Source organism: Stenotrophomonas bentonitica, from assembly GCF_002887735.1.
Taxonomy (GTDB): domain Bacteria; phylum Pseudomonadota; class Gammaproteobacteria; order Xanthomonadales; family Xanthomonadaceae; genus Stenotrophomonas; species Stenotrophomonas bentonitica_A.
In genome coordinates, this window is record NZ_PKQP01000011.1 from 1 (window position 1) to 12,456 (window position 12,456).

General features: G+C 62.0%; 24 protein-coding genes and 1 pseudogene. All 25 read left to right on the forward strand.

The window, feature by feature from the left end; translation table 11 throughout:
• Window positions 1–142, forward strand: a pseudogene (gene tuf, locus C0R07_RS16820) (elongation factor Tu); the annotation flags it as partial.
• Window positions 143–475: 333 nt separating this feature from the next.
• Window positions 476–787: a 30S ribosomal protein S10 gene (gene rpsJ, locus C0R07_RS16825; protein ID WP_010341589.1), complete on the forward strand. Its 312-nt coding sequence runs from the start codon at window positions 476–478 to the stop codon at window positions 785–787.
• A gap of 11 nt (window positions 788–798) precedes the next feature.
• The gene (rplC, locus tag C0R07_RS16830; RefSeq protein ID WP_019186145.1) at window positions 799–1,449 is read left to right on the forward strand and encodes a 50S ribosomal protein L3; all 651 of its coding nucleotides are present in this window, start codon (window positions 799–801) and stop codon (window positions 1,447–1,449) included.
• Between the two features lie 12 nt (window positions 1,450–1,461).
• Complete coding sequence (gene rplD / locus C0R07_RS16835) at window positions 1,462–2,067, forward strand: 50S ribosomal protein L4 (RefSeq protein WP_019186146.1); 606 nt, start codon at window positions 1,462–1,464, stop codon at window positions 2,065–2,067.
• Window positions 2,064–2,363: a 50S ribosomal protein L23 gene (gene rplW / locus C0R07_RS16840; protein WP_019186147.1), complete on the forward strand. Its 300-nt coding sequence runs from the start codon at window positions 2,064–2,066 to the stop codon at window positions 2,361–2,363. Before rplD ends, rplW begins: the two co-directional genes overlap by 4 nt.
• A gap of 10 nt (window positions 2,364–2,373) precedes the next feature.
• Window positions 2,374–3,201 carry a 50S ribosomal protein L2 gene (gene rplB / locus C0R07_RS16845; protein ID WP_017355408.1) on the forward strand — a complete coding sequence of 276 codons (828 nt, stop codon included), beginning with the start codon at window positions 2,374–2,376 and terminating at the stop codon, window positions 3,199–3,201.
• Between the two features lie 6 nt (window positions 3,202–3,207).
• Complete coding sequence (rpsS, locus tag C0R07_RS16850) at window positions 3,208–3,477, forward strand: 30S ribosomal protein S19 (RefSeq protein ID WP_019186148.1); 270 nt, start codon at window positions 3,208–3,210, stop codon at window positions 3,475–3,477.
• A gap of 12 nt (window positions 3,478–3,489) precedes the next feature.
• Entirely contained in the window at window positions 3,490–3,825 is a 336-nt protein-coding gene (rplV, locus tag C0R07_RS16855) for a 50S ribosomal protein L22 (protein ID WP_017355410.1), read from the forward strand.
• Between the two features lie 17 nt (window positions 3,826–3,842).
• Window positions 3,843–4,577 carry a 30S ribosomal protein S3 gene (gene rpsC, locus C0R07_RS16860; RefSeq protein ID WP_019186149.1) on the forward strand — a complete coding sequence of 245 codons (735 nt, stop codon included), beginning with the start codon at window positions 3,843–3,845 and terminating at the stop codon, window positions 4,575–4,577.
• 5 nt (window positions 4,578–4,582) lie between these two features.
• Entirely contained in the window at window positions 4,583–4,996 is a 414-nt protein-coding gene (gene rplP, locus C0R07_RS16865; protein WP_019186150.1) for a 50S ribosomal protein L16, read from the forward strand.
• Window positions 4,996–5,181: a 50S ribosomal protein L29 gene (rpmC, locus tag C0R07_RS16870; protein ID WP_019186151.1), complete on the forward strand. Its 186-nt coding sequence runs from the start codon at window positions 4,996–4,998 to the stop codon at window positions 5,179–5,181. The genes rplP and rpmC overlap by 1 nt, the downstream gene beginning before the upstream one ends.
• 11 nt (window positions 5,182–5,192) lie before the next feature.
• Window positions 5,193–5,462, forward strand: a complete 270-nt coding sequence (rpsQ, locus tag C0R07_RS16875; RefSeq protein WP_019186152.1) for a 30S ribosomal protein S17 — start codon at window positions 5,193–5,195, stop codon at window positions 5,460–5,462.
• 13 nt (window positions 5,463–5,475) lie between these two features.
• On the forward strand, window positions 5,476–5,844 hold the full coding sequence (gene rplN / locus C0R07_RS16880; RefSeq protein ID WP_019186153.1) for a 50S ribosomal protein L14: 369 nt from the start codon (window positions 5,476–5,478) through the stop codon (window positions 5,842–5,844).
• Window positions 5,845–5,860: 16 nt separating this feature from the next.
• The gene (rplX, locus tag C0R07_RS16885; protein WP_017355416.1) at window positions 5,861–6,178 is read left to right on the forward strand and encodes a 50S ribosomal protein L24; all 318 of its coding nucleotides are present in this window, start codon (window positions 5,861–5,863) and stop codon (window positions 6,176–6,178) included.
• Window positions 6,179–6,189: 11 nt separating this feature from the next.
• The gene (gene rplE, locus C0R07_RS16890; RefSeq protein WP_019186154.1) at window positions 6,190–6,732 is read left to right on the forward strand and encodes a 50S ribosomal protein L5; all 543 of its coding nucleotides are present in this window, start codon (window positions 6,190–6,192) and stop codon (window positions 6,730–6,732) included.
• A gap of 18 nt (window positions 6,733–6,750) precedes the next feature.
• Window positions 6,751–7,056 carry a 30S ribosomal protein S14 gene (gene rpsN / locus C0R07_RS16895; RefSeq protein ID WP_019186155.1) on the forward strand — a complete coding sequence of 102 codons (306 nt, stop codon included), beginning with the start codon at window positions 6,751–6,753 and terminating at the stop codon, window positions 7,054–7,056.
• 263 nt (window positions 7,057–7,319) lie between these two features.
• The gene (gene rpsH, locus C0R07_RS16905; protein ID WP_019186156.1) at window positions 7,320–7,718 is read left to right on the forward strand and encodes a 30S ribosomal protein S8; all 399 of its coding nucleotides are present in this window, start codon (window positions 7,320–7,322) and stop codon (window positions 7,716–7,718) included.
• Window positions 7,719–7,736: 18 nt separating this feature from the next.
• On the forward strand, window positions 7,737–8,264 hold the full coding sequence (rplF, locus tag C0R07_RS16910) for a 50S ribosomal protein L6 (RefSeq protein WP_019186157.1): 528 nt from the start codon (window positions 7,737–7,739) through the stop codon (window positions 8,262–8,264).
• A 31-nt stretch (window positions 8,265–8,295) separates the two neighbouring features.
• Window positions 8,296–8,649, forward strand: coding sequence for a 50S ribosomal protein L18 (gene rplR / locus C0R07_RS16915; protein WP_019186158.1), 354 nt, complete (start codon window positions 8,296–8,298; stop codon window positions 8,647–8,649).
• Window positions 8,650–8,807: 158 nt separating this feature from the next.
• A complete protein-coding gene (gene rpsE, locus C0R07_RS16920) occupies window positions 8,808–9,347 on the forward strand; it encodes a 30S ribosomal protein S5 (RefSeq protein WP_019186159.1) in 540 nt (179 codons plus the stop codon).
• A complete protein-coding gene (rpmD, locus tag C0R07_RS16925) occupies window positions 9,340–9,531 on the forward strand; it encodes a 50S ribosomal protein L30 (protein WP_019186160.1) in 192 nt (63 codons plus the stop codon). Before rpsE ends, rpmD begins: the two co-directional genes overlap by 8 nt.
• Before the next feature lie 4 nt (window positions 9,532–9,535).
• Entirely contained in the window at window positions 9,536–9,979 is a 444-nt protein-coding gene (gene rplO, locus C0R07_RS16930) for a 50S ribosomal protein L15 (RefSeq protein ID WP_019186161.1), read from the forward strand.
• Between the two features lie 3 nt (window positions 9,980–9,982).
• Window positions 9,983–11,338 (forward strand): preprotein translocase subunit SecY, encoded by a 1,356-nt coding sequence (gene secY / locus C0R07_RS16935; protein WP_019186162.1) that lies wholly within the window; start codon window positions 9,983–9,985, stop codon window positions 11,336–11,338.
• Window positions 11,339–11,683: 345 nt separating this feature from the next.
• Window positions 11,684–12,040, forward strand: a complete 357-nt coding sequence (rpsM, locus tag C0R07_RS16940) for a 30S ribosomal protein S13 (protein WP_019186163.1) — start codon at window positions 11,684–11,686, stop codon at window positions 12,038–12,040.
• 12 nt (window positions 12,041–12,052) lie between these two features.
• Window positions 12,053–12,442, forward strand: a complete 390-nt coding sequence (rpsK, locus tag C0R07_RS16945) for a 30S ribosomal protein S11 (RefSeq protein ID WP_017355427.1) — start codon at window positions 12,053–12,055, stop codon at window positions 12,440–12,442.
• Window positions 12,443–12,456: the final 14 nt, after the last annotated feature.

The following is a 12,456-nucleotide window of genomic DNA, read 5'->3' on the forward strand; positions in this document are numbered from 1 at the left end:
GGAAATGGTGATGCCGGGCGACAACGTGAAGATGGTTGTCACCCTGATCAACCCGGTCGCCATGGACGAAGGTCTGCGCTTCGCCATCCGTGAAGGCGGTCGTACCGTCGGCGCCGGCGTGGTCTCCAAGATCCTCGAGTAATCTGCTAGAATCTGCGCCCCGATGTTGCCTGGGTAGGGCATCGGGGCGTAATTAAATGGGAAAAGAGGCGCAGGATGCTCCTCGTGTTCCCCAGACCAGGAAGGGTCGCGCCATTCAGGCTTTGTCAACAGTGACCCTGTTGACTGCCAACTTGTATGCGCGCTATACTTTTTGTCTGGGCAGATCGGGAAACCGGTCTGCCTCGATTTTTGAGGTCTACGGAAAGATCTTGTCGCCGCGCAGGAATGTGCGGCGTCTGCATTCAGGATATTCATGGGACAAGGCAACCCAGAGGCCTTGTCCGTCGCTCTTTTAACGAAGGAACCCACCGTCATGGCGGACCAAAAGATCCGGATTCGGCTGAAGGCGTTCGATCATCGTTTGATCGACCGTTCGGCCAGCGAGATCGTAGAAACGGCAAAGCGGACCGGCGCGCAAGTGCGTGGCCCGATCCCCCTGCCGACCAAGATCGAGCGTTACACCATTCTCGTCTCCCCGCACGTCGACAAAGACGCGCGTGACCAGTACGAGACCCGCACGCACAAGCGCGTGCTCGATATCGTTGACCCGAACGACAAGACCGTGGACGCGCTGATGAAGCTCGAACTGGCTGCCGGCGTCGACGTTCAGATCAAGCTGACCTGAGGACTACGACCATGACGAAGAAATATTCGTTGGGCTTCGTGGGCCGCAAGGCTGGCATGAGCCGCGTGTTCACCGAAGATGGCCAGGCCATCCCGGTAACCCTGATTGAAGCAACCCCGAACCGCATCGCGCAGATCAAGACCGTCGAAGCTGACGGCTACAGCGCCGTGCAGGTGACCGTCGGCGCGCGTCGCGCTGCCCTGGTCAACAAGCCGGAAGCCGGTCACTTCGCCAAGGCGAAGGTCGACGCGGGCCGTGGCCTGTGGGAATTCCGCGTTGAAGACGCGCAGCTCGGCGATTTCGCCGTCGGCGGCGAAGTCAAGGCGGACATCTTTGAAGTTGGCCAGAAGGTCGACGTCCAGGGTGTCACCAAGGGTAAGGGCTTCCAGGGCACCATCAAGCGCTACAACTTCCGTATGGGCGATGCAACCCACGGTAACTCGCTGTCGCATCGCGCGCCGGGTTCCTTGGGCCAGCGCCAGACCCCGGGTCGCGTTTTCCCGGGTAAGAAGATGTCCGGCCACATGGGTTCGGTGCAGCAGAGCACCCAGAACCTGGAAGTGGTGAAGGTCGATGTCGAGCGTGGTCTGATCGCGATCCGTGGTGCCGTTCCGGGCGCAGCGGGTGGTGACGTGATCGTTCGTCCGGCTAGCAAGGCATAAGGAGAGATGACGATGGAACTCGTTATCACGGGTAGCAACAACAAGGTCTCGGTCTCCGATGCCGTGTTCGGTCGCGATTTCAGCGAAGATCTGGTTCACCAGGTCGTCGTTGCTTACCGCAACGCCGGTCGCGCCGGCACCAAGGCACAGAAGACTCGCTCTGAAGTGGCTGGTACCACCAAGAAGTCGAAGAAGCAGAAGGGCGGCGGCGCGCGTCATGGCGCACTGACGGCTCCGATCTTCATCGGCGGCGGTGTCACCTTCGCGGCCAAGCCGCGCAGCTTCGAGCAGAAGGTCAACCGTAAGCAGTACCGTGCAGCCATGTGCGCGATCCTGTCCGAGCTGAACCGCCAGGGCCGTCTGACGATCGTGGAGTCCTTCGATGTCGAAGCGACCAACACCAAGTCGTTGATCGCCAAGCTGGCCGGCCTGGAAGTGGGCAAGCGTCCGCTGATCGTCACCGAAGATGCTTCCGAGCACCTGTACCTGTCGGCGCGCAACATTCCCTACGTGGAAGTGCGTGACGTGCAGGGCCTGGACCCGGTGTCGCTGGTCGGTGCCGACACGGTCGTCATCACCGCTGATGCGGTCAAGAAGGTCGAGGAGTGGCTGGCATGAGCAGCAACGAAAAAGTCTTCAGCGTGCTGCGCGCTCCGCGAGTCTCCGAAAAGACCGCGCGCCTGCAGGAACATTCCAACCAGTATGTCTTCGAAGTTTCGAACGAAGCCACCAAGGCCGATGTAAAGGCCGCGGTCGAGCAGCTGTTCGACGTCAAGGTCGAGTCGGTCAACGTGCTGAACGTGAAGGGCAAGAACAAGTCCTTCCGTAACCGCACCGGCCGCCGCGGCGATTGGCGCAAGGCGTACGTGCGTCTCGCCGATGGCCAGTCCATCGATGTAACGGCCAAGGCCTGAGGTACATCCCATGCCATTGATGAAATTCAAACCCACTTCTCCCGGCCGTCGTTCGGCCGTGCGCGTGGTCACGCCCGATCTGCACAAGGGCGCGCCGCATGCCGCGCTGCTGGAGCCGCAGAGCAAGTCCGGTGGTCGTAACCACCACGGCCGCATCACCACCCGTCACGTGGGTGGTGGTCACAAGCAGCACTACCGTGTCATCGACTTCAAGCGCAACAAGGAAGGCATTCCGGCGCGCGTGGAACGCATCGAATACGATCCGAACCGCACCGCCCATATCGCCCTGCTGTGCTACGTCGACGGCGAGCGCCGCTACATCATCGCACCGAAGGGCCTGAAGGCCGGTGACCAGGTGATCGCGGGTTCGGATGCGCCGATCAAGACCGGCAACACCCTGCCGCTGCGCAACATCCCGGTCGGTACCACTGTCCACGGCATCGAACTGAAGCCGGGCAAGGGTGCTCAGATCGCGCGTGCCGCCGGCGCTGCCGTGCAGCTCGTCGCTCGTGAAGGCATCTACGCCACCCTGCGCCTGCGCTCGGGTGAAATGCGCAAGGTGCCGGTCGAGTGCCGCGCCACCATCGGTGAAGTCGGTAACGACGAACACAACCTGGAAAAGCTGGGCAAGGCTGGCGCCAAGCGCTGGCGTGGTGTCCGCCCGACCGTTCGTGGTGCTGCCATGAACCCGGTTGACCATCCGCACGGTGGTGGTGAGGCGAAGGCCGGCCAGGGCAACCCGCATCCGGTCACCCCGTGGGGTGTCCCGACCAAGGGTTACAAGACGCGCCATAACAAGCGCACCCAGCAATTCATCGTCCGCGATCGTAGGGGCTAATCGACCATGGCACGTTCACTCAAGAAGGGCCCGTTTGTCGATCACCACCTCATCAAGAAGGTGGAAGCCGCTGCGGGTAGCAAGAAGCCGATCAAGACCTGGTCGCGCCGTTCGATGATCCTGCCGGAAATGGTAGGCGTCACCATCGCCGTTCATAACGGTAAGAACCACGTTCCGGTGCTCGTCAACGAGAACATGGTCGGCCACAAGCTCGGCGAATTTGCCATCACCCGGACCTTCAAGGGTCACGGTGGTGACAAGAAGTCGGGCAAGTAAGGAGAGATGACAATGGAAGCGAAAGCAATCCTGCGCTCCGCGCGCATCTCTGCGCAGAAAGCCCGCCTGGTCGCTGACCAGGTGCGTGGCCTGCCGGCCGAGCGTGCGGTCAACCTGCTGAAGTTCTCGGACAAGAAGGCTGCCCACCTGATCAAGAAGGTGGTGGAGTCGGCTATTGCAAACGCCGAGAACAACCAGGGCGCCGACGTCGACGAGCTGAAGGTACAGACCATCATGGTAGATGAAGGTCCGACCCTGAAGCGTTTCATGGCGCGGGCGAAAGGCCGCGGCACCCGCATCCTCAAGCGCACCAGCCACATCACTGTGGTTGTGGGCGCCGGCAAGTAAGCGGAAAGGAAAACACCATGGGTCATAAAGTTCATCCGATTGGTATCCGCCTCGGCATTTCCAAGGACTGGAACTCCAAGTGGTACGCCAACAAGGCCGAGTTTGCTGGTTATCTGGCAGCCGACCTGAAGGTGCGGGACATGCTGCGCAAGAAGCTTGCGCAGGCCGGCATCAGCAAGATCCTGATCGAGCGTCCGGCAAAGACCGCTCGCGTGACGATCCACACCGCCCGTCCGGGCGTGGTGATCGGCAAGCGCGGTGAGGACATCGAGAAGCTGCGCAAGGAAGTGAGCGAAATGATGGGCGTCCCGGCGCACATCAACGTCACCGAAGTGCGTAAACCCGAGCTGGACGCACAGCTGGTTGCCGAGTCGATCGCGCAGCAGCTGGAGCGTCGCATCATGTTCCGCCGCGCGATGAAGCGCTCGGTCGGCAACGCGATGCGCCTCGGTGCCCTGGGCATCAAGGTCAATGTCGGTGGCCGCTTGAACGGCGCGGAAATCGCCCGTTCGGAGTGGTACCGCGAAGGCCGCGTGCCGCTGCATACGCTGCGTGCCGACATCGACTATGGCTTCGCTGAAGCCAAGACGACCTACGGCATCATCGGCATCAAGGTCTGGATCTACAAGGGCGAAGTCTTCGATTTCTCCCAGGTTGGCCAGGAAAAGCAGGACGACTCCCCGCGCAACGATCGTAACGATCGCGGCGACCGCGGTGACCGTCCGTCGCGCCCGGCTCGTGAAGCGAGGTAACGACAATGTTGCAACCCAAGCGAACCAAATACCGCAAGGTACACAAGGGCCGTAACGATGGTCTGAGCTGGAGCGGCAACGCCGTCAGCTTCGGCGAGTACGGCCTGAAGGCAACCGCTCATGGTCAGCTGACCGCGCGTCAGATCGAAGCGGCCCGCCGCTCGATCAGCCGCTACGTCAAGCGCGGCGGCAAGATGTGGATCCGAGTGTTCCCCGACAAGCCGATCACCAAGAAGCCCATCGAAGTCCGAATGGGTTCTGGTAAGGGCAACGTGGAGTACTGGGTAGCCCAGATCCAGCCCGGCCGCATGATCTATGAAATCGAAGGCGTCGCAGAAGACGTGGCACGTGAGGCGTTCCGCCTGGCTGCCGCCAAGCTCTCCGTGACCACCACTTTCGTGACCCGGACGGTGCTCTGATGGATATCAAACAACTTCGCGAAAAGTCGGCTGACGACCTGAAGAGCCACCTGATCGACCTGCGTAAGGAGCAGTTCTCGCTCCGTATGCAGCAGGTCACTGGCCAGCTGCCGAAGACCCACGAAACCCGCCGGGTTCGTCGCGAGATCGCTCGCGTCAAGACCCTGCTCGGCAGCACCAAGTAAGGATGGCCGCGATGAGCGATAACAACGACAGCAAGACGCTGCGCACGGTCGAAGGCCGTGTCGTCAGCAACAAGATGGACAAGACGGTCACCGTGTTGGTGGAGCGCCTGGTCAAGCACGCCCTGTACGGCAAGTACATCAAGCGTTCGACCAAGCTGCACGCACACGACGCCGACAACACCTGCAACGAAGGTGATGTCGTGCGCGTGGCCGAGATTGCTCCGATGTCCAAGACCAAGAACTGGCGCGTGGTGGAAGTCATCACGCGTGCGGCTGAATAAGGAGATCTGAATCATGATCCAGATGCAGAGCTACCTCGACGCCGCGGACAACTCCGGTGCCAAGGAACTGATGTGCATCAAGGTGCTGGGTGGTTCCAAGCGCCGTTATGCCCACATCGGCGACATCATCAAGGTCACCGTGAAGGACGCAATCCCGCGCGGCAAAGTCAAGAAGGGTGAAGTGTATGACGCCGTCGTGGTGCGTACCCGCAAGGGTGTGCGTCGCGCCGATGGCTCGCTGATCCGTTTCGACGGCAACGCCGCGGTCCTGCTCAACAACAAGCAAGAGCCGATCGGCACCCGCATCTTCGGACCGGTGACCCGTGAACTTCGTTCCGAGAAGTTCATGAAGATCGTCTCGCTCGCTCCCGAAGTTCTGTGAGCGCCAGGAGATAATCATGGCTAACCGTATCAAGAAGGGCGACCAGGTCGTCGTCAACACCGGCAAGGACAAGGGCAAGCAGGGCGAAGTCGTCCGCGTCGACGGCGATCGTGTGATCGTCGCCAACGTGAACATCGTCAAGCGCCACACCAAGCCGAACCCGCAGGCAGGCGTTGCCGGCGGCGTGGTCGAGCGTGAAGCGTCGATCCATATCTCCAACGTGAATGTGCTGAACCCGGCTTCGGGCAAGGGCGAGCGCGTTGGCTTCAAGGTGCTGGAGGATGGACGCAAACTGCGTGTGTTCCGCTCCAGCGGTGAGGCGCTCGACGCCTGAGGAATGAGCTGATGAATTCCCGTCTCGAAAAGTTTTACAAGGAAGAAGTGGTGCCGGCGCTGATGAAGCAGTTCGGCTACACCAATCCGATGCAGGTTCCGAAGCTGGTCAAGGTCACCCTGAACATGGGTGTCGGCGAAGCAGCCACGAACAAGAAGATCCTGGAAAATGCCGTCGCCGATATGGCCAAGGTCTCCGGTCAGAAGCCGATCGTGACCAAGTCCCGTGTCTCGGTGGCATCGTTCAAGATCCGCGATGGTTGGCCGATCGGCTGCAAGACCACGCTGCGTCGTGAAAAGATGTACGAGTTCATGGACCGTCTGATCAACATCTCGTTGCCGCGCGTGCGCGACTTCCGTGGTGTTTCGGGTCGTTCCTTCGACGGTCGCGGCAACTTCAACATGGGTGTGAAGGAACAGATCATCTTCCCGGAAATCGACTTCGACGCTGTCGACGCGATCCGCGGCATGGATATCGCCATCACCACCACCGCCAAGACCGATGCGGAAGCGAAGGCGCTGCTCGCAGCGTTCAAGTTCCCGTTCCGTAACTGATACGTCGAGGAATCCGAAATGGCAAAGACCTCCATGGTCAACCGCGACCTCAAGCGTGCGAAGCTGGCCGTCAAGTACGCCGGCAAGCGTGAAGAGCTGAAGAAGATCATCTCCAGCACGACCGCGTCGTACGACGAAAAGGCCGAGGCCGTCATCAAGCTGCAGAAGCTGCCGCGCGACTCGTCGCCGAGCCGTCACCGCAACCGTTGCGAGCTCTCGGGCCGCCCGCGTGGCGTGTACAGCAAGTTCGGCCTGGGCCGTAACAAGCTGCGTGAAGCCACCATGCGTGGCGACGTGCCGGGCCTGCGCAAGGCCAGCTGGTAAGGGATTCGTCCCTTCCACTGCCGCGCGCCTTCACGGCACGGGGCAGGGGAGAGGGGTCGGTTTTCCGGCCCTGATCCCGGATTAAGGGAGCCCGACGCAAGTCGGGCTCTTTTTGCCGTATACTCCCGCGTCTTGCTCCGTCACGGGGGCTGGCGTAGAGCGGGCCGTTGGTCCGCTGAACAGGCAACAAGGGCCCTGGCCCATCCCAGGTAGACACAAGATTTTCGCGAAAGCGGATATCGGTGCACTCAAAGGTATCGACTATGAGCATGACTGATCCCATCGCCGACCTGCTGGTACGCATCAAGAATGCGGCCGCGGTTGGCAAGCAGACGGTGAAAGCACCGTCGTCCAAGATCAAGGTGGCAATCGCAGAGGTGTTGAAGGCCGAAGGCTACATCACCGATCTGCGCGTGACCAAGATCGAGAACAACAAGGCCGAGCTTGAAATCGTCCTGAAGTATTTCGAAGGCAAGCCGGTCATCGAGACCCTGAAGCGCTTCTCGCGTTCGGGTCTGCGCCAGTACCGTGGCAAGTCCGAGCTGCCGAAGGTCCTCAACGGCCTGGGTATCTCCATCATCTCCACCTCCAAGGGCATCATGACTGATGCGCAGGCGCGCCAGTTGGGCGTCGGCGGCGAAGTCCTGTGCTTCGTGGCCTAAGGCGAGAAGGAAACAACTATGTCCCGCGTAGCCAAGAAGCCAGTCAACCTGCCCAAGGGCGTTGAACTGAACATCCAGCCGGAATCCGTCAGCGTGAAGGGCCCGAAGGGCACCCTGTCGCTTGCCAAGGTTGCTGGCGTTGAAATCACTGTCGACAACGGCGTTGCCACCCTGGCCGCCAACGATGCCTCGCTGGTCGCCCTCACCGGCACCGTGCGCGCCATCCTGGCCAACATGGTCCACGGCGTGACCGAAGGCTTCGAGCGCAAGCTCGAGCTGGTCGGCGTCGGTTACCGTGCCGCCATGCAGGGCAAGGACCTGAACCTGTCGCTCGGGTTCTCGCATCCGGTCCTGTTCGTGGCGCCGGAAGGCATCACCATTTCGACCCCGACCCAGACCGAAGTGCTGGTCCAGGGCACCGACAAGCAGCGCGTTGGCGAAGTTGCCGCCAAGATCCGTGGCTTCCGTCCGCCGGAGCCCTACAAGGGCAAGGGTGTGAAGTACGCCGGCGAAGTCATCATTCGTAAGGAAGCCAAGAAGGCGTAACTCACGCCCTCAGCTTTCAAGGAAAAAGATCATGAACAAGAACATCGCTCGTCTGCGTCGTGCCAAGTCGACCCGTGCCCACATCCGTGTGCTCGGCGTGCCGCGTCTGTCGGTGCTGCGCACCGGTCAGCACCTGTACGCCCAGGTCTTCACCGCCGACGGCTCCAAGGTGCTGGCAGCTGCCAACACCACCCAGGCCGACGTCAAGGAAGGCCTGAAGAACGGCAAGAACAGCGACGCCGCCGCCAAGGTTGGCAAGCTGGTCGCCGAGCGCGCCAAGGCTGCGGGCATCGAGAAGGTCGCTTTCGACCGCTCGGGCTACCGCTACCACGGCCGCATCAAGGCACTGGCTGATGCAGCCCGCGAAGGCGGCCTGCAGTTCTAAGGGATAAGGAAGCGGGGCTGGTCCCCGCTTCCGCCTGCCTGCCGGCGCGGGTTGCGCCGGGCGACGTCCTTCTTCTGCAGGGGCGCTCGAATCACCGCTCCATCTCACAGCTATAAGCGGCCCTGAGCCGTACATACTCAATCAATCAAGGAATCAACATGGCAGAAGAACGTCAGCAGCGGGGTCGCGATCGCGATCGCCGCGAAGAGAAAGTCGACGACGGCATGATCGAAAAGCTGGTCGCGGTCAACCGCGTCAGCAAGACCGTCAAGGGCGGCCGCCAGTTCACCTTCACCGCACTGACCGTGGTCGGTGACGGCGCAGGCAAGGTCGGCTTCGGTTACGGCAAGGCGCGTGAAGTGCCGGTCGCGATCCAGAAGTCGATGGAACAGGCTCGCAAGAACCTGGCCACCGTCGATCTGAACAACGGCACCCTGTGGCACCCGGTGAAGTCCGGCCACGGCGCAGCCCGCGTGTTCATGATGCCGGCCTCCGAAGGTACCGGTGTGATTGCCGGTGGTGCCATGCGCGCCGTCCTGGAAGCCGTTGGCGTCAAGAACGTGCTGGCCAAGGCCGTCGGTTCGCGTAACCCGATCAACCTGGTTCGCGCCACGCTGAAGGGTCTGACCGAAATGCAGTCGCCGGTCCGCATCGCGGCCAAGCGCGGCAAGAAGGTGGAGGATCTCAACCATGGCTAATGAAACCGTCAAGACCGTCAAGGTCCGCCTGGTGGCTGGCCTGCGTGGCACCCAGTCGCGTCACCGCCTGTCGGTGCGTGCCCTGGGCCTGAACAAGCTCAACGATGTGCGTGAACTGAAGGACAGCCCGCAGGTTCGCGGCCTGATCAACAAGGTCCACTACCTCGTCAAGGTTGAGGAATAATCCAATGACCATGCATCTGAATGAATTGAGCCCGGCACCGGGCGCTCGTAAAGAGCGCACCCGCGTCGGTCGTGGTATCGGCTCCGGCCTGGGCAAGACCTGCGGCCGCGGCCACAAGGGTTCGTTCGCCCGTAAGGGTGGCGGCAAGATCAAGGCAGGCTTCGAAGGCGGCCAGACCCCCATGCAGCGTCGTCTGCCGAAGGTCGGTTTCCGTTCCAAGATCGCCAAGGACACCGCTGAAGTGCTGTCCTACCAGCTGGAACGCCTGGAAGCCGGCGAGATCGACTTTGCCGCGCTGCGCGCTGCCAAGCTGGTCCCGAGCACCGCCAAGCGTGCCAAGATCGTCATGAAGGGTGACCTGACCAAGGCCTTCACCCTGAAGGGCGTCGCTGCAACGGCCAGTGCCAAGGCCGCGATCGAAGCTGCCGGCGGCAGCGTACAGGAGTAAGACATGGCGCAAGCTGGCATTGGTAACCTCGGCGGCGGGCTCGGCAAGTTCACGGAACTCCGCCAGCGCCTGCTGTTCGTCATCGGGGCATTGATCGTCTACCGCATCGGCTGTTATGTGCCGGTGCCTGGCGTCAATCCCGATGCCATGCTTGCGCTCATGCAGGCGCAGGGCGGCGGCATCGTGGACATGTTCAACATGTTCTCGGGCGGCGCCCTGCACCGTTTCAGCATTTTCGCGCTGAACGTGATGCCGTACATCTCGGCATCCATCGTGATGCAGCTGGCGGTCCACATCTTCCCGGCATTGAAATCGATGCAGAAGGAAGGTGAATCGGGTCGTCGCAAGATCACCCAATATTCCCGCATCGGCGCCGTGTTGCTGGCGGTGGTGCAGGGCGGCAGCATCGCGCTGGCGCTGCAGAACCAGGTCTCCCCGGGCGGTGCCCCGGTCGTCTACGCACCGGGCATGGGCTTCGTGCTCACCGCCATCGTCGCGCTGACCGCCGGTACCATCTTCCTGATGTGGGTCGGTGAGCAGGTCACCGAGCGCGGCATCGGCAACGGTGTGTCGCTGATCATCTTCGCCGGCATCGTGGCCGGCCTGCCGGGCGCGGTCATCCACACCGTGGAAGCCTACCGCGACGGCAACATGAGCTTCATCGCCCTGCTGCTGATCGTGCTGGTGGTGCTGGCCTTCACCTACTTCGTGGTGTTCGTCGAGCGCGGCCAACGCCGCATCACGGTGAACTACGCACGTCGCCAGGGTGGCCGCAACGCGTACATGAACCAGACCTCGTTCCTGCCGCTGAAGCTGAACATGGCGGGCGTGATCCCGGCCATCTTCGCCTCGAGCATCCTGGCGTTCCCGACGACGCTGGCGATGTGGTCCGGCCAGGCCAGCTCGGCCACGTGGCTGCAGAAGGTCGCCAACGCCCTCGGGCCGGGCGAGCCGCTGCACATGATCGTGTTCGCTGCGCTGATCAGTGGCTTTGCGTTCTTCTACACCGCGCTGGTGTTCAACTCGCAGGAAACCGCCGACAACCTGAAGAAGTCGGGCGCGCTGATTCCGGGCATCCGTCCGGGCAAGGCCACCGCCGACTACGTGGATGCCGTGCTGACCCGCCTGACGGCTGCCGGTTCGCTGTACCTGGTGATCGTCTGCCTGCTGCCGGAAATCCTGCGCACCCAGCTGGGCGCCTCGTTCTACTTCGGCGGCACCTCGCTGCTGATCGTGGTGGTGGTGGTGATGGACTTCATCGCCCAGATCCAGGCGCACCTGATGTCTCACCAGTATGAGAGCCTGTTGAAGAAGGCCAACCTGAAGGGCGGCAACCGCGGCGGTTTTGCCCGCGGCTGATTGACCTGTTACACTAGTCTTCTTGTTGTGAAGGCCCTCCGGTTCCCGGACTGGCCTTCCAAATCGAAGGGCGGCCCCTGCAGCGGTTTCGGGTGGGGGTGTGATGTGGTGGTCCCGCGCGGGAGTAGCGCGGGCGGCGGCGAGGGCAACCTCTGCAGTCAACGACATCCGGCGCCGGAGCATGGGCACACTCCCCACGCCGGGTCCATGGAACCTCAAGGTTCCACGGGCTTCCCAGTAAACCGAGACCTTGATAGAATCGCTAGTTCACTTTTTTGATCCATCCTGCCGGATTGGCGCGCCCATGGTGCGCTGTCGGCCATCACTCAGCTGGAGAACCGCGTCATGGCGCGTATTGCAGGCGTCAACCTGCCAGCCCAGAAGCACGTCTGGGTCGGGTTGCAAAGCATTTACGGCATCGGCCGTACCCGTTCGAAGAAGGTCTGCGACGCCGCAGGCGTGACCTCGACCACCAAGATCCGCGATCTGTCGGAGCCGGAAATCGAGCGTCTGCGTCTCGAAGTCGGCAAGTACATCGTGGAAGGCGATCTGCGCCGTGAAATCGGTATCGCGATCAAGCGCCTGATGGACCTGGGCTGCTACCGCGGTCTGCGTCACCGTCGCGGTCTGCCGCTTCGTGGCCAGCGCACCCGTACCAACGCCCGCACCCGCAAGGGCCCGCGCAAGGCGATCAGGAAGTAAGGGACCTAAGAAATGGCTAAGCCCGTCGCTAAGACCAAGAAGAAGATCAAGCGCGTCGTCACTGACGGCGTCGCCCACGTCCATGCTTCTTTCAACAACACCATCGTGACCATCACCGACCGTCAGGGCAACGCTCTGTCGTGGGCGACCTCCGGTGGCGCTGGCTTCCGCGGTTCGCGTAAGTCCACTCCGTTCGCTGCCCAGGTGGCTGCCGAGAAGGCCGGCCGTGCCGCGCTCGACTACGGCGTCAAGTCCCTGGAAGTCCGCATCAAGGGCCCGGGTCCGGGTCGTGAGTCGGCCGTGCGCTCGCTGAACAACGTGGGCTACAAGATCACCAACATCATCGACGTGACGCCAATCCCGCACAACGGGTGCCGTCCGCCGAAGAAGCGTCGCGTCTAAAGGAGCGATAAGAA

Excerpts from the sequence above, each read along its gene's own strand:
- rplO (WP_019186161.1), top strand. The coding sequence starts at position 9,536 with ATGACCATGCATCTGAATGAATTGAGCCCGGCACCGGGCGCTCGTAAA.
- rpsK (WP_017355427.1), top strand. The coding sequence starts at position 12,053 with ATGGCTAAGCCCGTCGCTAAGACCAAGAAGAAGATCAAGCGCGTCGTC.
- rplE (WP_019186154.1), top strand. The coding sequence starts at position 6,190 with ATGAATTCCCGTCTCGAAAAGTTTTACAAGGAAGAAGTGGTGCCGGCG.
- rplD (WP_019186146.1), top strand. The coding sequence starts at position 1,462 with ATGGAACTCGTTATCACGGGTAGCAACAACAAGGTCTCGGTCTCCGAT.
- rpsN (WP_019186155.1), top strand. The coding sequence starts at position 6,751 with ATGGCAAAGACCTCCATGGTCAACCGCGACCTCAAGCGTGCGAAGCTG.
- rplF (WP_019186157.1), top strand. The coding sequence starts at position 7,737 with ATGTCCCGCGTAGCCAAGAAGCCAGTCAACCTGCCCAAGGGCGTTGAA.
- rpsC (WP_019186149.1), top strand. The coding sequence starts at position 3,843 with ATGGGTCATAAAGTTCATCCGATTGGTATCCGCCTCGGCATTTCCAAG.
- rpsM (WP_019186163.1), top strand. The coding sequence starts at position 11,684 with ATGGCGCGTATTGCAGGCGTCAACCTGCCAGCCCAGAAGCACGTCTGG.
- rplX (WP_017355416.1), top strand. The coding sequence starts at position 5,861 with ATGGCTAACCGTATCAAGAAGGGCGACCAGGTCGTCGTCAACACCGGC.
- rpmD (WP_019186160.1), top strand. The coding sequence starts at position 9,340 with ATGGCTAATGAAACCGTCAAGACCGTCAAGGTCCGCCTGGTGGCTGGC.
- rpsH (WP_019186156.1), top strand. The coding sequence starts at position 7,320 with ATGAGCATGACTGATCCCATCGCCGACCTGCTGGTACGCATCAAGAAT.
- rpsQ (WP_019186152.1), top strand. The coding sequence starts at position 5,193 with ATGAGCGATAACAACGACAGCAAGACGCTGCGCACGGTCGAAGGCCGT.
- secY (WP_019186162.1), top strand. The coding sequence starts at position 9,983 with ATGGCGCAAGCTGGCATTGGTAACCTCGGCGGCGGGCTCGGCAAGTTC.
- rplN (WP_019186153.1), top strand. The coding sequence starts at position 5,476 with ATGATCCAGATGCAGAGCTACCTCGACGCCGCGGACAACTCCGGTGCC.
- rpsS (WP_019186148.1), top strand. The coding sequence starts at position 3,208 with ATGGCACGTTCACTCAAGAAGGGCCCGTTTGTCGATCACCACCTCATC.
- rplC (WP_019186145.1), top strand. The coding sequence starts at position 799 with ATGACGAAGAAATATTCGTTGGGCTTCGTGGGCCGCAAGGCTGGCATG.
- rpsE (WP_019186159.1), top strand. The coding sequence starts at position 8,808 with ATGGCAGAAGAACGTCAGCAGCGGGGTCGCGATCGCGATCGCCGCGAA.
- rplR (WP_019186158.1), top strand. The coding sequence starts at position 8,296 with ATGAACAAGAACATCGCTCGTCTGCGTCGTGCCAAGTCGACCCGTGCC.
- rpmC (WP_019186151.1), top strand. The coding sequence starts at position 4,996 with ATGGATATCAAACAACTTCGCGAAAAGTCGGCTGACGACCTGAAGAGC.
- rplV (WP_017355410.1), top strand. The coding sequence starts at position 3,490 with ATGGAAGCGAAAGCAATCCTGCGCTCCGCGCGCATCTCTGCGCAGAAA.
- rpsJ (WP_010341589.1), top strand. The coding sequence starts at position 476 with ATGGCGGACCAAAAGATCCGGATTCGGCTGAAGGCGTTCGATCATCGT.
- rplP (WP_019186150.1), top strand. The coding sequence starts at position 4,583 with ATGTTGCAACCCAAGCGAACCAAATACCGCAAGGTACACAAGGGCCGT.
- rplW (WP_019186147.1), top strand. The coding sequence starts at position 2,064 with ATGAGCAGCAACGAAAAAGTCTTCAGCGTGCTGCGCGCTCCGCGAGTC.
- rplB (WP_017355408.1), top strand. The coding sequence starts at position 2,374 with ATGCCATTGATGAAATTCAAACCCACTTCTCCCGGCCGTCGTTCGGCC.